General features: G+C 70.7%; 16 protein-coding genes. 9 read left to right on the top strand and 7 right to left on the bottom strand.

Annotated elements, in window-relative coordinates:
* Positions 1-81: 81 nt before the first annotated feature.
* The 7 genes from A6A25_RS09050 to A6A25_RS09020 all read left to right on the top strand — a co-directional run bounded on the left by A6A25_RS09050 (position 82) and on the right by A6A25_RS09020 (position 7444).
* Positions 82-2016: a ferritin-like domain-containing protein gene (locus A6A25_RS09050; RefSeq protein ID WP_073887613.1), complete on the top strand. Its 1935-nt coding sequence runs from the start codon at positions 82-84 to the stop codon at positions 2014-2016.
* A complete protein-coding gene (bufB, locus tag A6A25_RS09045; RefSeq protein WP_073887612.1) occupies positions 2013-2885 on the top strand; it encodes an MNIO family bufferin maturase in 873 nt (290 codons plus the stop codon). The genes A6A25_RS09050 and bufB overlap by 4 nt, the downstream gene beginning before the upstream one ends.
* The gene (locus A6A25_RS09040) at positions 2878-3735 is read left to right on the top strand and encodes an HvfC/BufC N-terminal domain-containing protein (RefSeq protein WP_073887611.1); all 858 of its coding nucleotides are present in this window, start codon (positions 2878-2880) and stop codon (positions 3733-3735) included. The genes bufB and A6A25_RS09040 overlap by 8 nt, the downstream gene beginning before the upstream one ends.
* Positions 3736-3745: 10 nt before the next feature.
* Complete coding sequence (locus A6A25_RS09035) at positions 3746-5014, top strand: phosphatidylserine decarboxylase family protein (RefSeq protein ID WP_198932622.1); 1269 nt, start codon at positions 3746-3748, stop codon at positions 5012-5014.
* 122 nt (positions 5015-5136) lie between these two features.
* Complete coding sequence (locus tag A6A25_RS09030) at positions 5137-5658, top strand: SigE family RNA polymerase sigma factor (protein WP_073887610.1); 522 nt, start codon at positions 5137-5139, stop codon at positions 5656-5658.
* Positions 5655-6731 carry an LCP family protein gene (locus tag A6A25_RS09025; RefSeq protein WP_073887609.1) on the top strand — a complete coding sequence of 359 codons (1077 nt, stop codon included), beginning with the start codon at positions 5655-5657 and terminating at the stop codon, positions 6729-6731. The genes A6A25_RS09030 and A6A25_RS09025 overlap by 4 nt, the downstream gene beginning before the upstream one ends.
* Positions 6732-6862: 131 nt before the next feature.
* Positions 6863-7444, top strand: coding sequence for an adenylate kinase (locus A6A25_RS09020; protein ID WP_143193041.1), 582 nt, complete (start codon positions 6863-6865; stop codon positions 7442-7444).
* Positions 7445-7911: 467 nt separating this feature from the next.
* Here the strand turns inward: A6A25_RS09020 and A6A25_RS09015 are convergent, their stop codons facing one another.
* The 3 genes from A6A25_RS09015 to A6A25_RS42845 all read right to left on the bottom strand — a co-directional run bounded on the left by A6A25_RS09015 (position 7912) and on the right by A6A25_RS42845 (position 9673).
* On the bottom strand, positions 7912-8898 hold the full coding sequence (locus A6A25_RS09015) for a Gfo/Idh/MocA family protein (RefSeq protein ID WP_073887608.1): 987 nt from the start codon (positions 8896-8898) through the stop codon (positions 7912-7914).
* A 107-nt stretch (positions 8899-9005) separates the two neighbouring features.
* A complete protein-coding gene (locus A6A25_RS09010) occupies positions 9006-9449 on the bottom strand; it encodes an AfsR/SARP family transcriptional regulator (protein ID WP_158073702.1) in 444 nt (147 codons plus the stop codon).
* Positions 9446-9673: a helix-turn-helix domain-containing protein gene (locus A6A25_RS42845; protein WP_143193040.1), complete on the bottom strand. Its 228-nt coding sequence runs from the start codon at positions 9671-9673 to the stop codon at positions 9446-9448. Before A6A25_RS42845 ends, A6A25_RS09010 begins: the two co-directional genes overlap by 4 nt.
* A gap of 232 nt (positions 9674-9905) precedes the next feature.
* Here A6A25_RS42845 and A6A25_RS09005 point away from each other — a divergent pair, with 232 nt between their 5' ends.
* Positions 9906-11591 carry a DEAD/DEAH box helicase gene (locus A6A25_RS09005; RefSeq protein ID WP_073887606.1) on the top strand — a complete coding sequence of 562 codons (1686 nt, stop codon included), beginning with the start codon at positions 9906-9908 and terminating at the stop codon, positions 11589-11591.
* Between the two features lie 9 nt (positions 11592-11600).
* Here the strand turns inward: A6A25_RS09005 and A6A25_RS09000 are convergent, their stop codons facing one another.
* A complete protein-coding gene (locus A6A25_RS09000) occupies positions 11601-12905 on the bottom strand; it encodes a carboxylesterase family protein (protein ID WP_073887605.1) in 1305 nt (434 codons plus the stop codon).
* 19 nt (positions 12906-12924) lie between these two features.
* On the opposite strand from A6A25_RS09000, the gene A6A25_RS08995 reads away from it, so the two are divergent.
* Positions 12925-14358, top strand: a complete 1434-nt coding sequence (locus tag A6A25_RS08995; protein WP_073887604.1) for a pyridoxal phosphate-dependent decarboxylase family protein — start codon at positions 12925-12927, stop codon at positions 14356-14358.
* Positions 14359-14388: 30 nt separating this feature from the next.
* Here the strand turns inward: A6A25_RS08995 and A6A25_RS08990 are convergent, their stop codons facing one another.
* From A6A25_RS08990 to A6A25_RS08980, 3 genes are read right to left on the bottom strand one after another with little or no spacing between them, the layout of a single operon-like run.
* The gene (locus A6A25_RS08990) at positions 14389-14847 is read right to left on the bottom strand and encodes a hypothetical protein (RefSeq protein WP_073887603.1); all 459 of its coding nucleotides are present in this window, start codon (positions 14845-14847) and stop codon (positions 14389-14391) included.
* Positions 14848-14875: 28 nt separating this feature from the next.
* The gene (locus A6A25_RS08985; RefSeq protein ID WP_073887754.1) at positions 14876-15121 is read right to left on the bottom strand and encodes a hypothetical protein; all 246 of its coding nucleotides are present in this window, start codon (positions 15119-15121) and stop codon (positions 14876-14878) included.
* 8 nt (positions 15122-15129) lie between these two features.
* Entirely contained in the window at positions 15130-21891 is a 6762-nt protein-coding gene (locus A6A25_RS08980) for an RHS repeat-associated core domain-containing protein (RefSeq protein ID WP_143193039.1), read from the bottom strand.
* Between the last annotated feature and the right edge of the window lie 32 nt (positions 21892-21923).

Raw genomic sequence — 21923 nt, 5'->3', positions numbered from 1 at the left:
CACGGTCGTTCGACGGCACGTCGGTGGTGCGCGGCACGGCCTACAGTCGAGAACCGGTCCGCAACGCCGGAGGGTTCGACCATGAAGCAGGCCGTCGCCGCCGAAATCGAGACACCCCGCCCGATCTCCCACCTGAGGACGGACATCTCCGCGGTGCGGGCGATCGCCCAGGCCGCCGTGAACGTCGAGCTGTTCACGATCCCGCTCTACCTGAGCGCGATGACCTCGATCCAGGGCATGCACCAGATCACCGGTGCCAAGCAGGACTACTACCGGGGGCGGTTGTGGCCTGGTCCGGCACCGACCGCGGAGCCGAAGACGGCCAACGAAAGGGCGGTCAACATCATCTTCTCGGTGTTCATCGAGGAGATGCTGCACCTGCAGATGGCGGCCAACCTCGCCAGTTGCCTCGGCGTCAAGCCGTGCTTCACCAGCCCGCTGCTGCAGAACGACCACCACGGCTGGGAGTGCTACGGCCCGGACAAGACCACGATCCCGCACATCCTCGACCTGACCGACACCGTGCCCTGGCCGCACGTCACGGTGGACATCGCCGAGGTCAGCGAAGCGCAACTGGACCTGTTCGAGGCCATCGAACAACCGGAAGAGCACGCCAAGGACAACATCAAGCCCGAGGCCAGGCCCAAGTACTTCCCCCGGATTCCCTTCGAGGGCTGGCAGCCGGAGTACACGGAGAAGAACCTGCCGATGTTCGGCACGATCGGCCACATGTACCTGTGCTACTACGACTACTTGAACTTGACCTACGCGGGCAAACCCGAGAAGAAGCTGTGGGAGTACCTCTACGACGACCAAGCCCTGCAACGGGACCTGTTCAACGCCGAGCACCCGCCCAACCACCCGAAGCGGGAGTACCTCGGCTTCGACACGACCGTCGTCGACACTCCCACCACCCGCCGTTCCCTCCGGCAGGTGTGGGACATGATCAGCGCCATCACCGACCAGGGCGAGGGCAGCGAACTGCCGCGGGTCCGCCCGTTGGCGGTCATGGACAAGTACCAGGCCTCGCGGGAGGCACTGGAGGAGAACTACCCCAGCTACAACGACGAAGGCGAGAAGACGAAGTCGGCGAGTGCCGCGGCGCGCTTCGACAACGGGGCCATGGACCACTACGAGCGCTTCGCGGAAATCCGGCACATGGTCGAGCAGAAGGAGATCGTGACCTGGCCGCAGTGGCGCAGGGACCGGCCGGAGCCGTGGGAGCCCTCGGACCTGAAGACCGCGTCCTGGCAACCCGGCAAGTACAAGCTGCCGAGCCCGGAAGACGTTGCCAAGGCGATGAACGCCCTCGGCCGCGACCCGAAGATGTACGACCGGATCAGCCAGGCGGCGGTCGGCTCGATCGCCGGCATCACCACGGTCCTCGACGAGTTCTGGAGCGACAGCGAGGTGTCGTTCCCCTTCCCGTCCATGGCGGGCTCGGGCGACCGGATGGCGATCTGCTGGGCGCTGTTCCGCAAGGCGCCCGATCTGAAGGGTGCCCCCGGCGAACGACCCGTGGGCAAGCTCCTGCACGCCTGCCAAGGGCTCGACCTCACCAACACCACCGGGCAGCCGAACGACTGCGCGGCGCTGCCCGTCTACCACTCGTGCCGGGGTTCCAACGCCTGCAAGGCCGAGGGCGGGTGCGGGTTCGTGCAGGTCGACGGGGGCAAGGGCCTCTGCGGCTTCGTCCTGGTGAACGCCAAGACCGCCGGGGACGGGGAGAAGCTGTACTCCGCCCCGGGCGACAACCAGTGCGCGACGTTCGGCGGGTGCGCGGTGCCCATCTCGGCCTCGCAGATCTTCCCGACGACCGGCACCATGCAGCTGTACGACTTCGAGGACGGGACCTACGCCCCGGAGAAGCTCGGGACGATCCCGTTCGAGCGCGGTGAGACCGTGTACGAGGTCGCCTATCGCGCGTACAAGATCGTGATGGACCACCGCGGGCTGCCCGTGCCCGAGGAACCGAAGCCGAACAACGTGCGGCTGGCGTTCCCCCCGTCGACATGAGCGCCGTGACCGCCCGCCTGGGACTGCCGAACCTGGGTGACGGGGTCGGGCTGCGCGACGTCCACTTCGGCTACCTGCTCGACACGCGGCCCGAGGAGTGGGGCGTCGACTGGTTCGAGATCATCAGCGAGAACTTCTTCGCCGACCACGGCTTCGCGGCCCACGTGCTCGACCACGTGGCGGCGCACCGCCCGGTGGTGATGCACGGGGTGTCGCTGTCCATCGGCAGCACGGATCCGCTGGACACCCGGTACCTGCGCGAGCTGGGCGCCCTCGCCGAACGGGTGCGCCCGGCCTGGATCTCCGACCACCTGTGCTGGACGGGCGTGAACGGGGTCACCAGCCACGACCTGCTGCCGATGCCGCTGACCCGGCGCAGCCTCGCCCACGTGGCCGACCGGGTCCGCGCGGTGCAGGACCACCTGGGCCGCCCGCTGGTCCTGGAGAACCCGAGCACCTACCTGGAGTTCCACGCCTCGGAACTACCCGAGTGGGAGTTCCTGGCCCTGCTGGCCCAGGACACCGGCTGCGGCCTGCTGCTGGACGTGAACAACGTCTTCGTCAGCGCCACCAACCACGGCTTCGACGCCGAGACCTACCTCCGCAACCTGCCTGCCGAGCACATCGTGCAGGTCCACCTCGCCGGGCCGAGCGAGCACGGCCACTACCTGCTCGACACCCACGACCGGCCCGTGCCCGACCAGGTGTGGCCGCTCTACGCGCTGGTCCACGAGCGGACCGGCGGGGTGTCCACCCTGCTGGAGTGGGACGCCGACATCCCGCCGTTCCCGGACCTGGTCGCCGAGCTGACGAAGGCCGCGGACGTCCGCGCGGGGCGCCTGCCGGTGGGAGACCGGGCTCGTGGCTGACCCGGACCTGGCCGCGCTCCAGGAGTGGCTGCTGGCCACCTGCACGAGCGGCGGCAGGTCCGGCGCCGGGTCCGGTGGTGGGTACCGCGGTCGCCGGGTCGCCGAGGTCGTGCGGGGTTCCGAGCGGCTGACGGGTGAGGAGCGCGTCGCCATCTACGCCCGTGGCTACCGCGCACGCCTGCACGAATGCCTGAAGGCGGAGTTCACCGCGCTGCACGCGCTGATCGGCGACCAGGTGTTCGGGTTGTTCGCCGACGCGTACCTCGCGGCGCACCCACCGAGGTCCTACTCGCTGTTCGACCTGGGCGCGCGGTTCGCCGACTTCCTGCACGACACCCGCCCCGACCCCGGCGAGCCCCCGGGTTCACCCGACGGGCTGCCGACCGCCCTGGCCCGGTTGGAGCGCGCCCGGTCGGAAGCCCGACGCGCCGAGGGGGTGGAGACGGACCCCGCCCACCAGCCCGTCGACCCGATCGCGGTCATGACGTCCCCGGACCTGATCGTGCGCACGCCGCCGAGCCTGCGCCTGCTGCACCTGGACTTCGCCCTGCTCGACGCCCTGGAGGCCGCGGATCGGGGCGACCGCCCGGACGTGCCTGCCCCTGGCGACACCCACTACGCCGTGGCCCGCAGCCGGTACCGCGTCCGGGTCCACGTCCTGGCGCCCTGGCAGCACGCCTTCCTGAGCGCATGCGCCGGCGGCACCGCACTGCACACCGCCGCCGACACCACCGCGCGGGCCTGCGCAGGTGACGTGTCCGAGGTCTGGGCCGCGCTGATCGCCTGGCTCCCCGCCGCCGTGGACGCGGGCATGGCCACCTGCATTCCGGTGCACCCCGACAGACCATGAGGAGACGACCGTGAGCGAGACCATGACCGTCAAAGACCTCGACCAGCGCTACCTGAGCATGTTCGGCCGCGCCGCGGGTTACCTGCCGCAGGACCGCGAGACGGTCGACGCGTGGCACCGGGAGTTGCGGAGGAAGGCCGACGAGGACCCGGACGCCACCTTCGTCCCGTCCGTGCGGAGGCTGGCGGACCTGCTCCAGCGCGACGAGCGGCTCCGGAACCGCGTGCAGGTGACGATCGACGAGGCGCGGCGGCTGAACCCCGAGGGGGTCGGGAGCATCCACCAGATGCTTTACAGCCTCAACCACATCACGGGGATCGCACCCGAGTACCACAAGGACCCGAAGAAGCGGAACTTCTTCCCGATGTCGACCCTGTTCTGCTACATGATGGCCGTCAAGAGCGGCTGGGACCTGTTCCGCGACAGGCCGTTCAACGACGCGCTGCGTGACATCCTCAAGGCGTGGTGTGCTTTCCTCGACAGCGAGGAGAGCACTTACGTCCTGCACAAGGGCGACGACGGCTGGCTGGGCGAGTCGGCGGCCAAGGACTTCAAGCTGGATGAGTTCGAGGTGGACTGGGACCACCCCCACGGCGGGTTCACGTCCTACAACGCGTTCTTCCACCGTGAGATCAAGCCGGAGTGCCGTCCCCTCTCGCCGGACCCGGACGCGGTGGTCTCGGCGAACGACGGCAGCGTCGCCAACGTCTACTGGGACGTCAAGCGGGAGGACGACATCCTGCTGATCAAGGACCAGCGGTACTCGCTCGACCTGATGCTCGACGGTTACCCGGACATCGGGCACTTCGAGGGCGGCAACGTCCTCCAGTCGTTCCTGTCCGGCGCCAACTACCATCGGTGGCACGCTCCGGTCAGTGGTCGCGTCGAGTACGCGCGGGTCGTCCCGGCGTTGATGTTCAGCGAGTTGTACTCGAAGGAGGTCGACCTGAGCTCGGGCACCCTGTCCCAGGGATACCAAGCCAACGTCAACACGCGCGCGATCGTGGTCATCGAGAGCAGCTCCCCGGAGATCGGCAGGGTCTGCGTCGTACCGGTCGGGATCACCGAGATCTCCTCCGTCACGCTGGAGGTGCGGGAGGGTGACGTGGTCGAACGGGGACAGGAGATCGGGTACTTCAGCTACGGCGGGTCGAGCATGTGCCTGGTGTTCGAGCGGGACAGGGTCGAGATCACCGTGCCGTACGGGAAGCAGGGCCAGGTCACCGACAACGGGGCGCCGATCTTCGTCAACGCGGAGGTCGCGCGGCGGACAGCCTGACGACCGCTGTGGTCGCGAGCCGCACGTGTCCCACATCACACCCGCTTGGTTCAACGTGACGCGTCCTTTCAAGGGTTTCCCGACCGCAACGCGAGAACCGACAGCGGCAGAAAGGGGGCGACGTGCCGGACGACCACGAACACATCCACGACTACGACCAGTTCGTCACCCATCGTCTTGATCGACTATTGCGCTACGCCACGGCGCTGACCTGCGACAAGTACCTCGCCCAGGACATCGTCCAAGACGTGCTCCTGCGCGCGCGGACGAAGTGGGGGCGGATCGGGGCGGTCGATGTGCCCTACCTCTACGTCAAGCGGATGGTGACGAACGAGTACCTGTCGTGGCGGCGGCGCCGGGCGGCGCGGGACATCTCCTCGACGCACGTCTCGCTGGACGACCTGGCGCCGGCGGTCGCCGATCCGGCGGTTCGGCACGCCGAACGGGACGCGATGCGGGTCCGGATCGCGGTGCTGCCGCGCAAGCAGCGGGCCGCGCTCGTGCTGCGCTACTACGAGGACAGCACCGACGCCGAGATCGCCCAGATCCTCGGCTGCACGGAAGGCACCGTGCGCAGCCACATCTCCCGTGCGCTGCACACGCTGCGCGTCAACGAGAACACGCCGTCGGAGGTGCTGCGATGACCGAGACCAGGCAGGAGTCCCTCATCCGCGAGGCGATCGCGGCCGAGGCCGACCAGGCCGTCGACCACCGGACCGTGCTGGCGAGCCTGCACGGCAAGCGGTCCCGGCGGCGGCCGTTCGCGTTGTTCGCGGCGGCGGGGCTCACCGCCGCGGCGGCGGCCGTCGCGGTGATCGTGCCGCTCAGCGTGGACCGGACCGCGTCGCCGGCGAGCGTCGACCCGGCCGCGCCACCCGCCGGGGCCACCCGGACCGTGCTGCTGATCGGCCTGGACGAGACGGCGAACACCGACTCCGTCGTGCTGGCGCGGGTCGCCGACGACGGCTCGGTCAGCGCGGCCTGGCTGCCCCGCGACTCGGTGGTCGACCTGCCCGGCGTCGGCGCGACCAAGCTGAACTCGGCCTACCGCCGTGCTGCCGAGCAGGCGGGGGGCGGCGACGGCGACCGGGCGGGTGCGGAGGCGTTGACCGGCGCCGTCGAGTCGTTGACCGGCGTGGAGGTCGACCGCCACGTGGTGATCGACATGCCGGGGCTGGTCGCGCTGTCGGACGCGGTGGGTGGCGTCGAGGTCTGCCTGCGGCGGCCGGTCCGCGACGCGCTCTCCGGCATCGACCTGCCCAACGGGCCGGTGTCCCTGGGTGGGCCGCAGGCGTCGGCGTTCCTGCGGCAGCGCGTGGGGCTGCCCAACGGCGACCTGGACCGGATCGTGCGCCAGCAACTGTTCCTGCGCGCCCTGGCGGCGAAGGTGATCGGCGCGGGCGACCCGGCACGACTGGCGCAGGTGGTCACGGCGGCCAAGTCGGCCGTGCGCACCGATCCGGACTGGGACCTGCTGGAGTTCGCCCGGCGGCTCACCGCCACCGTGCGGACCGCGATCATCCCGCTCGGCGGGGTGGTCGACATCGGTACCGAGCAGGGCCGGTCGGTCGACCCGGCGGCGGTGCGGGCGTTCGCGGCGGAGTTCTTCGCCGACGGGGCGACCGGCACGCCCACCGGTGGCTACTCGATCCCGCTGCCCGCCACGGAGACCGAGAAGCCGGGCAGGCAGCCGTCGGAGCACGACTGCGTGAACTAGTGCCACGACCGGCAACCTCCACCTCGTCTTCCGGCGCTCGGCGGGACGCCTCGCGGCACCGCGGCAGCGGCGAGGTGACCGCAGGCCGTTTCTCGGTGGACGGGTCCGCCCGGATGTGATCCAGTGGGGTGGTGGACGGGATCTCCGTGCGCCGGATCGTCGTGCTCGGCGTGAGCGGCGCGGGCAAGACGACGTTGGCGCGCCGGCTGGCCCGGGTGGTCGACGGACCGCACGTCGAACTGGACGCGATCCAGCACGGACCGGACTGGTCCATGCCGCCGCCGGACGAGTTCCGGGCCCGCCTGGCGGAGGCCGCGGAGGGCCCGGCGTGGGTCGTGGACGGCAACCTGGCCGCGCTGACCGCCGACGTGCTGTGGCACCGGGCCGACCTGATCGTGTGGCTGGACCTGCCGCTGTGGGTGGCCCTGCCGCGGCTGGCGCGCCGCAGCACGGCCCGGATCGTGCGCCGGACCGTGCTGTGGAACGGCAACCGGGAGCGGTTGGGCTTCCTGGTCGGTCGGGACTCGGTGCTGGCGTGGGCGGTGAAGGCCCGCCGCAGGTACCTCGCCGAGTACCCCGACCGGTTGGCGCGGACCGGGGTGCCGTGGGTGCGGCTGCGGTCCCGCGCCGGGGTGGCGCGGTGGCTGGCCGGGTTCAGCGCGGTCAGCCGACGCCCACCCGGAACGGGTCGTCCCGGGCCGGCTTCCCGGTGAACAGGCCCTCCGAACGCGCTCAGCTCCCGCGTGTTCGAGCGTGCCCTCGATGAACTCCGGTGCGACTCGCGCGAACAAGGCCACCTCGACACGGGCGGTCGAGGTGGCCCTTCCTCCCCTGTGGACCGCTCAGGTGGCGGCGGTGCGGGAGACCGGGCCCTGCTGCTGGTCGCCGGCCGAGTCGCGGGGCCACCAACGGCTCGGCGCATCCAAACCCTTCGCGTCGTTACTCGGGGTCCACTCACTGCGGCGGGTTCGGGGATTTCCCGGACTTGCCTCGTTCGTGCCGGGCTGCCGGACCAACGTACCCCACGGGTGAACGCGTGAGGAGGAGTTCGCGCGGCGGTCGGCTATCCGTCGACTTCTCAACGGAAATCATGGAAACGGTGGCTACGATCCCCCGCACGTACCTACCCGAAAGTCGGTTACGCGGTGCCCCGCACCGGTGCCGCCCGCGAACCGAGGGGTCACAGCCGGCGTCGGAGGTCCACTTCGGCGCCGGTCACGGCCGACCGCACCAACGCCTCGCCCACGCGGGCCGTGCGCGCGGAGTGGGCGAGCGACACCAGCGGCGTGACCTTCTCCCGGACGGCTTCGGCGAACGCGGCGGCCTGGTGCTCATAGGCGTCCGAGGCGGGCACGACCTCCTCCCGCACACCGTCCAGGGTGACCACCGTGATCACGCCTTCCTCGTCGGGCCGGGTCCACGCGTTGCGCACCGAGATCGAGCCGCGCGTGCCCTGGAACTCGTAGGCGGCGCGCGGCCCGTACTCCAGGCTGTAGTCCAGCACGGCCCAGCGGCCGGCACCGAAGTCGAGCGTGGCCACCGCGCTCAGGTCGACCTCCCGCGAGTGGAACCTGGCCCGTACGGCGCGCGGCTCCGCGTCGAACGCCCACAGCGGCACGTCGAACGCGTAGCAGCCGACGTCCCACGTCGCGCCGCCACCCAGCGCCGGGTCGAACCGGATGTTGCCCTCGGCGGCGGTCGGGTAGGCGAACGCCGACCGCACCAGGCGCAGCTCCCCGATCTCACCGGAGGCCAGCAACTCCGCCGCACGCTTCTGCTGGGGGTGGAAGCGGTACATGTACGCCTCCATCACCACGAGGTCGGCGGCGGCGCGTTCGACCCGCACGCAGTCCTCTTCGGATAACGCCATCGGCTTCTCCACCAGCACGTGCTTGCCCGCGTCCAGCGCGCGCAACGTCCACGGCACGTGCAGCGTGTTGGGCAGCGCCAGGTAGACCGCGTCGACGTCCGGATCACCCAACAGCGCGTCGTACCCGTCGTGCACCCGCGCCCCGAACGCCCGCGCCACCTGCTCGGCCCGCTCCCGCCGCCCCTCCCGGCAGGCCACCGCGACCACCGCGTTGCCCACCGTCCGGTGGATCGTGGGCAACACCCGACCGGCGATGTGGCCGGTCGCACCCAGCACACCCCAACGCAGCGGCTTCACCCCGGCAGCTTAACCGCTTTACCGCGAGTCGTACGTTCAGCACGCGAGTGTCCTACGCTCAGGACCCCCGAATTCAACGCTCAGAACACCGCACGGGATCCGCCGCACTACCGGTTCTCGGTGAGGATCGCCAGGCGCACCTCGCGCAGCAGCGAGCCGGGATCGATGCCCAGTTCGTCGGCGAGCATCCGGCGGCCCTCCTCGTACAGCACGAGCGCGTCGGCCTGCCGGTCGCAGCGGGAGAACGTGGTCATGAGCTGGGCGCGGAACCGTTCCCGCAACGGGTGCCGGCGCACGAGCCTGGTCAGCTCGGGCAGCAGCTGCGCGTGCCTGCCCAGCGCCAGGTCGGCCTCGATGCGGCTCTCCAGCGCGGCGATCCGCGCCTCCTCCAGCCGCGGTGCCTCGGCGGCCGCCAAATGCTCGGACACCCCCGTCAACGCCGGACCGCGCCACAGCCGCAACGCCGCGCGCAGCAGCCTTGCCGCGTCCTCGTACCGGCCGGCGGCGAGCGCGGACCGGCCCAGCGCGGCCTGCTCCTGGAATTCCTTCAAGTCGAACGAGCATTCGGTGAACCGCAATTCCTAGCCGCGCGAGCGGCGGGTGATACCGACCTCCCGGCGCAGCGTTTGCGCAGCCGCGAGACGTAGGTGTAGATCTGCGCGTCGACCGTGGCCGGCGGGTGGTCGCCCCACAGGAAATCGCTCATCTGCGTGTCGGAGACGGCACCGTTGTCGGCGAGCAGCAACGCTCCGGCATTGGGAATCCACACCCGCACGGCCAAAGCGTTTGACATATGACCCAGCCCGCCTCGACGGGGGAAATATCACGTGAACCGCTCAGGGCGTACCGTCGCCGTATGCCTCCGATCGGGGCAGCCCGGGACACCGCTCGCCGGAACCGCCCAGGGACCCGGACGAAGCGCCGGCGGGTGCGCAACCACGGGACCACACCCCTCCGCCGACCCCCCTCACCGAGCGGTTCAGGGACGATCAGCGAGACTTGACGGTATGAACGACGAGCCCGACGACCGGACCAGCTTCGCCGACCTCGGGTTGCGCCCCGAACTCCTCCGGGCGCTGTCCGGCCTCGGCTACGAGGAGCCCACCCCCATCCAGCGTGAAGCGATCCCGCCGTTGAGCGCGGGCCGTGACCTGCTCGGACAGGCCGCCACCGGCACCGGCAAGACGGCCGCGTTCGCGCTGCCCATACTGGAGCGGATGGCGGGCGGTGAACGGGACCGGCGGACGCCGTTCGCGTTGGTGCTGGTGCCGACGCGGGAACTGGCGGTGCAGGTGTCCGAGGCCGTGCACCGGTACGGCCGGGAGTTGGGCGCGCGGGTGCTGCCGATCTACGGCGGCCAGCCGATCGGGCGGCAGCTGCGGGTGCTGGAGCAGGGCGTGGACGTCGTCGTGGCCACGCCGGGCCGTGCGGTGGACCACCTCAACCGGGGCACGCTGAAGCTGGAGCAACTGGACATCGTCGTGCTGGACGAGGCCGACGAGATGCTGGACATGGGCTTCGCCGAGGACCTGGACACGATCCTGGCCGAGACGCCGTCGGAGCGGCAGACCGTGCTGTTCTCCGCGACCATGCCCGGCCGCATCGACCGGCTGGCCCGCCAGCACCTGTCCGACCCGGTGCGCATCACCATCGGCCGTGAGCAGGCCGAACCGGGTGAGGCGCCGCGCGTGCGGCAGAGCGCGTACGTCGTGCCGCGCGCGCACAAGCCGGCCGCGCTGGGGCGGGTGCTGGACGTCGAGGCGCCCACGGCGGCGATCGTGTTCTGCCGCACCCGGGACGAGGTGGACCAGCTCACCGAGACGCTCAACGGTCGCGGTTACCGGGCGGAGTCGCTGCACGGCGGCATCAGCCAGGAGCAGCGCGACCGGGTGATGGCGCGGCTGCGCAACGGCACGGCGGACCTGCTCGTGGCCACCGACGTGGCGGCCCGCGGCCTGGACGTCGAACAGCTGACGCACGTGGTGAACTACAACGTGCCGTCCGCGCCGGAGTCGTACGTGCACCGCATCGGCCGGGTCGGGCGGGCGGGCCGCGAGGGCGTGGCGATCACCCTGGCCGAGCCGCGCGAGCACGGCATGCTCAAGACCATCGAGCGCGTCACCAAGCAGCGCATCCAGGTGGAGAAGGTACCCACGATCGCGGACCTGCGGGCGCGCAAGCTGGAGCTGACCCGGGCCGCGCTGCACGAGAGCCTGCTGGAGGACGACCTGGAGAGCTTCCGGGTCGTGGTGGAGACGCTGACCGACCAGTTCGACGTCATGGAGGTGGCGCTGGCGGCCGTCAAGCTGGCGCACGAGGCCACCGGCGCGGCGGCGGACGAGGAGGAGATCCCGGAGTACGTGCCGCGGTCCGGTACCGGCGAGCGCCGGGGCCGCGACGGTGGCGGCGACCGGGGTGCGCCGCGCCGTCCGCGCCGCCCGTCCGCGGGCATGACCAGGCTGTTCGTCGGCGCGGGCCGCAGCTCGGGCATCCGGCCGCAGGACCTGGTCGGCGCGATCGCCGGCGAGGCGCGCCTCAACGGCCGCGACATCGGCGCGATCGAGATCGCCGACCGGTTCTCGCTGGTGGAGGTGCCGGACTCGGCCGCGCAGCAGGTCATCGCGTCACTGCGGGGCGCGACCATCAAGGGCCGGAAGGTCACCGTGCGGCGGGAGCGCGACGACCCGCGCTGAGCGTCCGCCCTACGAACCGCGCTGGTTCGTAGGGCGGCCCGCGGGTGTCTGCACGGGGTGGTCGACCGGCGCCGAGAGGTCCACGCCCCGCCACGGCTCGCGGCGGGCCTCGACCTCGTCGCCCCAGTGCCGGACGCCGGTCCAGCCGGGGTCGCCGGTGGTGCAGAAGTCGACCCACGCCTTGAGCATGCGCCGGGAGAGCGCGCGCTCGTCGTCACCGGCAGGCCCGCCGATCAGGAAATCGGCACCGGCGAGGTTGCCGAACGAGAACGGCACGTCGGCCGTGTGCCAGGCGGGTGGCCGGGTGAACCGCGCCAGGAACGCCCGGCTGTTCGCCTCGGCCAGCCTGGTGGTGGGCTCGGCGAACACGAAGTCGCCGGCGAGCCGCACGTGCGCGTCCTCGAAGTGCTCGTAGGCGGCCACGACGTGGTCCGGGATGCCCCAGTCGCGGCCGAACGCGCGCAGGTCGGCCGGCGGCCGGAACGTGCCCACCGCGTCGAACAGCGCGTACTCGACGTCCGTGTGGCACAGCAGGGCGTCGACCTCCACCGCGGGCAGCGCGTCGGCGATCGGCCCGAACAGCACCGGGTCGTAGCTCAACGGCCCGGTGCGCTGCGCGGCGGCGAGCGCGTCGGCCGACGCCACGGTCGACTCCGGCGTGGCGGTGTCGATCCACTCCGCGACCCGGCGCGCGAACCCCCGCGCGTAGCACCGGTTCGGCACGCTGTGCGCGATCACCCGGCGCACCGGCTCCCACGCGGCCAGGAACAACGCCGACGCGGCGCCCGCCGACTGCCCGCCGACGGTGACGTTGTCGGGATCGCCGCCGAACTCCGCGATGTTGTCCCGCACCCACCGCAGCGCGGCCCGCTGGTCGAGCAACCCCCGGTTGTCCGGCTGCCCCTCCACGTGCCCGAACCCCTCGAACCCGAGCCGGTAGTTGCACGTCACCACGACCAGCCCGGCGCGGGCGAGCGCGGTGCCGTCGTAGTCGGGCTGGGCCGACGAGCCGAACGTGTAAGCCCCGCCGTGCACGTAGAACAGCACCGGCCACGGACCGTCCGAAGTGGACGGTACCCACACGTTGAGGGTCAGCACGTCCTCGTCGCCCGGCCGCCACACCGGGGCACCGGGCAGCCGGGCGGACTGCGGCGCGATCGGCCCGAACTCCAGGCAGTCGCCCGCGAAGTCGGTCAGCACGGGTGCGGCGAACCGCCGTGCCGCGCCGAACGGCGGCTCCGCGTACCGCAGGCCGAGGAAGGCGTCCACTTCGGCGTCGACCGCGCGCCCCTTGACCTGTCCACGTCGTGTCATCAGCGCCTACTCTGCCACGATGGGTGATCCGCTGAACGCTCGAGAGGACGCCGCCGAGGCGTTGGGGATGGTCGCGCGCGCCGCCGGGCCGTACCTCGACGCGCTGCCGCACCTGCCGGTGCGCGACGCCACGCACGCCCACCTGGTCGAGGACCTCGACGGACCGCTGCCGGACGCCGGTGACGGCACCATCGCCGCCGTCGCGGACCTGCTGCGGATCGGGACGCGGGCCGCCACGCACTCGTCCGGGCCGCGGTTCTTCCACTTCGTGGTCGGTGGCGCGACACCGGCCGCGCAGGCGGCGGACTGGGTGACGTCGCTGCTGGACCAGGCCGCCGGGCTGTGGCTGACCTCGCCGCTCGCCGCGCGGGCCGAGACGGTCGTGCTGCGGTGGTTGAAGGAGCTGTTCGGGCTGCCCGAGTCGCACGGCGCGGTGCTCACCACGAGCGCGACGGCCGCGAACCTGACCGGGCTGGCGTGCGCGCGGCACTGGTGGGCCGGGCGGCACGGGGTGGACGTGACCGCGGACGGCCTGGTGGGGCTGCCGCGGATGCCGGTGTTCTCCAGCGGGTACGTGCACCCGAGCAGCCGCAAGGCGCTGCAGCTGCTGGGTCTTGGCCGGGACGTGGTGCGCACGCTGACCCGTGACGACGCGGGCCGGCTCGACGTCGAGGCCCTGGACCGCGAACTGGCGTCGTCGGGGCCGGCGGTGCTGATCGGCAACGCGGGTGAGGTCAACGGCGGCGACTACGACCCGTTGGGCGAGATGGCGGACCTGGCCGAGCGGCACGGGGCGTGGCTGCACGTGGACGGGGCGTTCGGCCTGTTCGCCGCCCTGTCACCGCGCACGGCCGGGCTGGTGCGCGGCGTGGAGCGTGCCGACTCGGTGGCCGCCGACGGCCACAAGTGGCTCAACGTGCCCTACGAGAGCGGTTTCGCGTTCGTGCGGGACCGGTCGGCGCTGGGTCGTGCGTTCGGCACCTGGAACGCCCCCTACCTGCCCGAACCGGACGACGAGTTCGTCAACTACAACAACCTGGGCCCGGAGTCCTCCCGCCGCGCCCGCGCGTTCCCGATCTGGGCCACGCTGCGCGCCTACGGCCGCGACGGCCACCGCGCGATGGTCGAACGCCACCAAGACCTGGCGCTGCGCCTGGGCCGCCGCATCGCCGAATCCCCCGACCTCGAACTACTGGCCCCGATCACCGCCTTCATCGTCTGCTTCCGCTACCGCCCACCGGCCGCACCGGAAGCAACCCTCGACGACCTCAACCGCGCCCTGGGCGAAGCCCTGATCGAAGACGGCCGCGTCTACGCGGGCACCACGACCTACCGGGGCATGGTCGCCCTGCGCCCGGCGATCGTGAACTGGCGGACCACGGAGGAGGACGTCGACCTCCTTTCCTCCGTGGTCCGCGAACTCGGTGCCCGCCTGCTCACCAGCGCCGACTGACGACGTCGCCGATCCCGGTGTGTCGAGCAGTCAGCACCGGGATGCCGTGAGAAACTCCTCGTGCGTCATGTTCTTCAGGTGGTATCGAACCTTTCCCTCGGCCAGGTCCTCCAGGGAAAACCCCGTACCGGTGGTGATCCTGTCCCAGGCGACCTCGAGGTAGAGCCGCCGGCCGGGCTCGGGCTCGCGCCACTCGACCACTTCCTCGGCGCCTGGCGGAACTTCACCGACGACGTACGTGCGCGCCGTCGAAGGTGACTCGAAGTCGATCCGCCACAGCCGGGGGTCACGATCGTCCAGCAACCCCTCCCCGTCCGGCGCGATCACCTCGATCCTGTCCACCGCCCGCTTCTCGCACCGGGTGTCGATGATCTCCACTGCTCCGGAGTCGTTGAGCCGGATGGCGAACGGGGCATGCGGCGAACACGCCACCGCGGTGGCGCCGACAAGGGCGAGGCACAGCCCGAGGACAAGTCGCCCGGTCAGCACTGGCCACCCTCATCGGCTACGCCCGCCATCAACACGAGTCCGGCCCCGACTCGGGACCGATGTAGATCTCGCTCCCATCCGAACGCCAAGCCCTGGTGTACCCACCGGTCGGTGCGGCCACGACGAAGTTGTCCGCCTCAAGGGACACCATGCCGTCCTCGTGCCGCGCGAACCACTCCACGACGATGGTCTCCCCTGGCTGCAGCGGGAACTCCTCGGCAGTCGGCTCGAACGCCACCACTATCCGCCGGTCGGCGCGAATCACGAAACGCATGTTCGCCCTCACAAGTTGTCGACGTAGTACTGCATGAGGTCCGCCCTCGACTTGGCACTGGGATTGACCCGCTCGGGGTTATCGGGGAACTTTGCCGCGGACCGATTGTGGATGCTCTGGTAGAAGTTGCGCCAATGTACCGCATCGTCCTTGGTCAGGCCGATTTCCCTCATCTTGGCCAACTGTTCCGGAGTCTTCAGCTTGCTCGCGTCCGCCAGGCTCCGTCCACCCCACACCACCTCACCGTATGCGCTGCGGCTCGGGAAGCCCGTCCTGCTCCACGTCTCGTCGAGGACTTCCACACTGGGGACTTCGCACGGTCCGGTGTTGTGGACCAGCACCGGAGTCCCACCTGCCAGCACGTAATACGTGTGGATGGTGGCGATCGTGAGGTTGAAGGTGCGCAGGTCCGCCTTGTAGTGGCGCAGGTCGGCGATCACCGCGCGACCGTTGCCGGGCGTGTTGAGCTGGTCGCCGACCTCCAGCTCGGCCGCGTCGGTCCACTCGTCACCGACGGCCTCGTAGAACGGGTGGTGGGCCGTGGAGTGAATTGTCTTCGGGCCGTCCGGGGTCGCCACGGTCACGTCGACGTAGTCCTTGTCGGCATCGGTGATGATGACGGCCAGGACCTCGTGCGTCTCGGTCTGCTCGCTTTCCGGTTCGCTGTTGGCGACCTGGTCACCGATGACGATCTGGTCGATGCGCTTGGTGGAGCCGTCGGCCATCAGCACCAAGGTGTCCCCGGTGAAGCTGTTGACGCACCTGCCGCCCTTCGGCGCGGTTCTGGTGCCCCTCGTCCCGACACCGGCACCGACGAAGCCGGACATGTTCATCAGGGCGTCGGTGTACATCTGCATCACGATCTGCTCGGCGTTGTCCTCGCCGGCGCACTCCCTCGCGTTCTCGAGGCAGTACGTGGCCGCGATCGTCTTCGCCTTGGCGACGTCGGCGTTAGGGCCTTGCAGGTAGATCCAGGCCACCTGGCAGCCCTTGCGGCCGAAGCAGGCGTGGTGCCCATCGCCCATGTCGTTGTTCCAGAAGCCCGTGCGCTGGGCGTACATCGCGTACCACACCGAGATCAACCGGTTGGGGTCGTCGGTCTCGGGTGAGTAGACCGCGGTCCACTGCTCTTCCAGTGTGGGTTCCGACGGGGTCGACGGGTTCGAGCCGGACCGGTCGTAGCCCAGCCCGCCCTTGCCGTGGCGACCGCATTCGCCGTCGGGGCACATCCACGTCGCGAGACCGGTCGGGTCGCTCAGCGTGACCGGGTTGTTGTCGGCGTAGGCGTAGCCGTTCCACTGCTGGGGGTTGTTCTCGTCCAGCAACGGGTCTACGGAGGTGAACCGGCCCAGCGCCGGGTCGTATTCGCGGGCGCCGAGGTGCACGGTGCCGCCGGGGTCTTGCACGCCACCGATGAACCCGTGCCGGTCGGGCCAGGAGCCGGGTAGTGGGCCGCGGGCGACGCCGAAGGGGTCCTGGTAGCGCTTGGTGACGGCGAGGGTGGCGGCGTCGACGGCGCGGAGTGCGGTGCCCTGGTGGTCTTCGACGGTCCAGGTGAGCTTGCCCGCGGTGCGGCGGGCGACGTTCTCGCCGCCGTGGGTGTAGTAGCGGGTGCCGGTGGCCGTGGTGGAGCCGGTCGGGACGAACAGCTCCACGTCGACCAGGTACAGGGTGGTGCCCGCGGCCTCCTTGGAGATCAGCCGGTTGCCGTCGGCGTCGTAGAGGTAGGTCGACTCCTTGTCGGTGGCCGTGTCCTTGTCGACCGCGACGCGGCCTTCCTGGTCGTGCCTGAGCTCGTGGCCGGGTCGGGCCTCGGTGCTGCCCATCGCGTTGTAGCCGTAGGTCGCGGTGGACTTGGAGCCGTCGGGGTTCGTGGTGGTCGTGGAGGTGACGGCGTGCGGCCGGGGCTGGCCGGGCTCCGGGTAGGCGAATTCGGTGACGGTGTCGCCGGCGGTGGTGTGCTTGGTCTGCTTCTTGCGGTTGCCGGTGGTGTCGTAGGTCCAGTCCGTCCAGTACGGGGCGGGGCCGCCGAGTCCGGTCACCGACGGTGCGACCGAGCAGTTGCCCGACGACGGGGTCCACGCCGAGGTCAGGCGGCGCAGGTAGTCGTAGCCGAAGCACTGGTTGTCGGGGACGGCCGTCGAGGTGTCGTCCACCTCGGTGACGTCGCCGACCTGGTTGTAGGTGTAGGCGCGGTTGATGACGTACTGGTCGGTGGTGGTGGCACGGACGGCCAGGGTCGAGGTGAGCCTGGCGGTGAAGTCGTCGTACGTGTGCGTGGTCGAGACCTGCTTGGGGTCGTCGGCGTCGGCGAAGTTCGTCCGCAGCACCTGACCGAACGGGTTGTAGGTGGTCAGGGACACCAGTTTGGTGCCGGCGCTGCCGCTGGTGGCGTAGGACTCGGTGGGCATGCCCAGCGCGTCGTAGTCGCGGTAGATCGTCTCCGCGGGCAGGCCGCCGACGCCGGGTGAGCTGACCCGGGCGACGGCGCCGCTGTTGGGGTCGTAGGCGACGGTGAACGAGTACGAGCCGCCGATGCCGGTCTCGCTGGTGGGGATCACCACGGTCGTGCCGGTCGGCCTGCCCGCGGTGTCGTAACCGGAGACCTCCCGGACGTAGGCCTTGCCGCCCGAGAACCGCACCGAGCTGGTCGGCTTGCCCTTGAGCTTGCTGTCGTACACCCAGGTGGCGAGCCTCAGACCCGAGGTGGTGGTGTCGAACATGCCGGTCTTGCGGCCGAGTTTGTCGTAGGTGAACGTGAGGGTCTTGTTCCGGGCGTCGGTGGTCGTCAGGATCTGACCGGCCGCGTCGTAGGTGGTCCTGCTGGTGCCGGAGTCGGGGTCGGTCTGGGACACCTTGCGGCCGAGCAGGTCGTACTCGTGGGTCCAGGTGTTGGCGCCGGTGCTGTCCTTGATCGTGTGCAGCTGTCCGGCGCGGTGGTAGGTGTAGGTGGTCGTGTCGGCGGGGTCGGTCGGTCCGGTGTGCGCGCGGTCCTTGAACTGCTGGGTCATCACCTTCTGCCCCAGCCCGTTGCTGATGACCGCCGACGCGGTGCCGCCCAGCGGCGGGACGGTGGTGACGCGGTCTCCGTCGTAGGTCGTGCTGGTGCGCCACTGCTCGAAGCCGTCGCGCAGCGACAGCACCGCGGTCGCCCGGCCGGCCGAGTCGTAGCGGGTCTCCGTGGTGCGCGGCACCGCGTTGTCCTGCACGACGTGCAGTGACGTCGACGGTGCGGCGCTGTTCCAGTACGGCCCGTGGGTCTTCCACACGCGGCCCTGCGAGTCGTGCAGGACGTCCTCGACCACCCGGCCACCCTGTGCGTACGAGGTGGGCGACTGGGTCTGCACGGTCCGGCCCAGGCCGTCGACCAACTCGTAAGAGGTCGCGTACAGCCCGGAGGCCAACAACCGTTGGGACGCCACGACGCTCGGCGAGCCGGTGTTCACGGCGTACTCGAACTTGGCGTCCGCCGGCGCGTTCGCGGCCTTGCTGTGACCGGGCTTCCAGACGGCGGTGATCCGGCCCAGCGGGTCGTGGGTGACGTCGGTCCGCAGCCCGCCCTGGTCGATGTCGCCCGTCACCAGGCCCGTGGCGGGGTTGATCTCCTCGGTCGTGGTGAGCGCGGTCGGCACGCCGGCGATGACGACCTGCGGTGACGTGGTGACCACCTTGGTCACCGGGCTGCCGGTGGCCGGGGTGTAGCTGATGGTGGTGGTCCGGTTGAGCGCGTCGGTGGTGGTCAGCGCCCGGCCGTAGACCGTGTCGTAGGTGGTCTTGGCGGACGGGGTCTGGTAGACCTCCGCGCCACCGGCGGGCCACTCGGCGAGGGTGTGGGCCTCGGTCACGTCGCCACGGGTCGGTGCCGCGCCGAACGCCTGGCCGTCGTAGAGCTTGCGCGCCGACGAGATGATGTTGGCGCTGGTCGGCGGGTTGTCGTCGGCACAGGGCCCGGACACCGTCCGCGCCGAGTCGGGGTAGTTCAGCATCCAGGCGCCGGTGTTCTGCGCATAGGTGGTGCGTGCGCAGCTGGTCTGGCTCGGGTCGTCGATGTCACCCTCGGTCTGCACCGAGGTCACCAGACCGTGGCCGTCGTAGGTCGTGGTGGTGCGGGAGGTGCGCCACTTGTTCGCCGCGGCCAGCCACACCCGGGAGCGGGATACCGCGTTGGCGGTGTAGAAGGCTTGGACGCCGTTGACGTCGGTGGCGGTCGCGGCGGAGGACCACGGGTCGTTCACCACGGTCTTGATCACCTGGTCGCCCAGGTAGGTCAGGGTTTCCCGGGCGACGCCCGCGTACTGCTTGGAGTCGGTGACGGACTCGCCGAGGGAGTTGGTCACCGACACCGAACGGGTGCCGCCGCCGGGGGCGACGTCGCCGTCCATGCCGCGCAGGTACAGCGTCTCGGTCACCGTCCGCGGGCCGGACGGGTCGTCCGGGTTGCCCAGGGTGGTCTTGACCTTGCCGTAGCCGCGCCACTGCGACCAGGTGCGGTGCTCGGGCTTGGCGAAGAAGTCCTCGTCGTAGTGCCAGGCGCCGCCGTCGAGGTAGTCGTAGTGGGTGCGGGTCTGCTTGCCCAGCGTCGTGCGGCCGTCGACGTGCACGTCGGTGACCACGTACTTGTTGAACCAGTCCAGCACCGGGTCCGTGGCACCCGGCGGCGTCCAGTAGACCGGGTAGCAGCGGGTGGTGTTGGTGGCCGGGTCGGGGGTGCCTGCCTGGCAGTCCGGGTCGGTGTAGTCGACCGTGGTCACCCCGCCCAGCTCACCGGTGATCGTCGTGATCCGGTACCGCGACAGGCTGGTGTAGTCTTGGTGCGCGCGGGTGCGGTTGGACTTCGAGGTGCCGCCGAACGTGGTCGGCGGCAGGGAGGCCGACCCTCCGACCAGGCCGGTGCGGGTGACGCTCTCCAGCCACAGCGGCGGGTTGCCACCGTCACCGGTCACCGGGAACGTGTGGTTGAGCGCCCAGCGATCAGCGTCGAGCCAGCCGCCCGCGCCATTGCTGACCTGCGTGGTGATCGTGGTCAGCTTGCGGCGGGTGAAGAACGACGGGGAGACGTTCTCGCACACCGCGCCCGGCGCGCAGATCAGGTCCGCGGGCACGTCCGGCCAGGACGTCGCGGTGGTGTCGTCGAGCTGGGCGGGGTCGCAGGTGACGGCGCCACCGGGCACGCAGCGCTCGGCGGTGTCGAACAGCACCCGCGCGGCCGGCTGCGCGTAGGCGCCACCGGCGTTGGTGTTCAACCCGTACTCCAGCCGCAGCAGGTGACCGCCACGGGTGTAGGTCGTGCCCGCGGTGGTGGTGTTGAGGTTGCGGCCGTAGGCGTTGGTCTCCGGCTGGTAGTAGTACGAGGTGATGTTGCCGCGCGGGTCGACCACGTAGTCCAGGTTCCAGCGCCACGCCTGCGTGCACGACGAGTCCGCGAACGCCGTCGCGTTGCACGGCTCGTCACCGTGGTTGCCGAACACCGTCGTGGTGAACGTCGACTGCGTCTCCGGGTTGCCCGCCACCCAACCGGGCATCCGGTTCAGGCCGAAGAAGTACTGCGTGCCGTCGACCGTCGTGATCTTCCAGTGCTCACCGTCGAGCGCACCGTTCACCGCGCCGTAGAGCCGCTCGACCTTCGAGCCGTCCTCCTGGCGCGGCCGCCACACGTCCGGGTTCGCGGTGTCCTTGACCAGCTGGTTGCTGCGACCGGCCAACGCCATGGTCGCGTTGTCGGTGGCCCAGCACTGGTCACCGGTCTTGGTCTGCCCGTTGTTGCCGCCCAAATCCTCGGCACACGACTTGTAGGACCGCTCGATGAACCCACCCGCCGCGAGCGACCAGCCGTCACCGACCCAGGACGCCTGGTTGTTCGTCGCCGACGTCGCCCCGTCCACCGACCCCGACGAGTACGCCAACGACACCCCCGGCGTCGCACCGCCCAACGCCGCCGGCACCTTGATCGGGTAACTGTAGGAGAAGTCCCCCGCCGAACCACCCGCCGACCACGACCCCGTCGGTGACAACGGCGTGGCCGTGTAGTCGCCCTCACCGCTGCCCGTGTCCGCGGTCGCGGCCAGCACCATCGTGCTCGTCGCCGAGGCCAACGCGACCTCGCCGACCAGCTCCCGGCCCGCACGGTTCACCTGCTCCACCGGCGTACCCACCCGACAGCCGGGCTTGTCCGGAGTGGACAGCACGCAGTCCGGGTAGGACACCAGCCGCAACCGCTGCCCGTAATCACCACCATAAGCGGCGGCGAAACCCGAATAGTCCAACCGGACCGCGAGCGGACCCGACACGTCACCCGACACCGGGCTGATCCGGTACACCGGACCCCGGAAGCCGACCCGGGCGCCGTCCACCGACTCCACCTCGACCCGACCCGACGACCGACCCGCCGCCGCGGCACCGTCCGGTGCACGGCCCGCCTTGCCCCGACCCCGACCGACCTCCAGACCGGTCTCACCCGCGGCAACGGGCGTGGTGCGGGCCGACGCCGCGGCCGGCGCCAGATCCACCACGGCACGACCGGGCCGCGGCAGCCGCACCTGCGGCGGCGCGGTCATCGCCCGCTCGGCCGACTCCGCCCGCGGCACGGGACGGGCCTGGTCACCGGTACCGGGCACCGACCGCGTGTCCTGCAACGCGGGCAGGTCCCAACCCAGACCATGCCAACCCTTCTTCGGCGCGGCGAATGCCGGGATCGGACTCGTCGCGGTCAACAGCACCACGATCGCGACGATGGTGGACTTGGCGAGCACGCCGGCTCTGCGTCTGTTCATGATTCCCGTCTCAACCTGGGTGTGGGAGAACG

Origin of the sequence: Saccharothrix sp. CB00851 (assembly GCF_001905065.1) — a bacterium.
Taxonomy (GTDB): domain Bacteria; phylum Actinomycetota; class Actinomycetes; order Mycobacteriales; family Pseudonocardiaceae; genus Actinosynnema.
Note: the sequence above shows the minus strand (reverse complement) of the source record. Positions and strands in the feature narration are given on the sequence as shown.

Bases quoted from the DNA above. Each gene is read 5' to 3' on its own strand.
- A6A25_RS09050 (WP_073887613.1), top strand. From the start codon at position 82: ATGAAGCAGGCCGTCGCCGCCGAAATCGAGACACCCCGCCCGATCTCC.
- bufB (WP_073887612.1), top strand. From the start codon at position 2,013: ATGAGCGCCGTGACCGCCCGCCTGGGACTGCCGAACCTGGGTGACGGG.
- A6A25_RS09025 (WP_073887609.1), top strand. From the start codon at position 5,655: ATGACCGAGACCAGGCAGGAGTCCCTCATCCGCGAGGCGATCGCGGCC.
- A6A25_RS09005 (WP_073887606.1), top strand. From the start codon at position 9,906: ATGAACGACGAGCCCGACGACCGGACCAGCTTCGCCGACCTCGGGTTG.
- A6A25_RS09000 (WP_073887605.1), bottom strand. From the start codon at position 12,905: ATGACACGACGTGGACAGGTCAAGGGGCGCGCGGTCGACGCCGAAGTG.
- A6A25_RS08995 (WP_073887604.1), top strand. From the start codon at position 12,925: ATGGGTGATCCGCTGAACGCTCGAGAGGACGCCGCCGAGGCGTTGGGG.
- A6A25_RS08985 (WP_073887754.1), bottom strand. From the start codon at position 15,121: ATGCGTTTCGTGATTCGCGCCGACCGGCGGATAGTGGTGGCGTTCGAG.
- A6A25_RS08980 (WP_143193039.1), bottom strand. From the start codon at position 21,891: ATGAACAGACGCAGAGCCGGCGTGCTCGCCAAGTCCACCATCGTCGCG.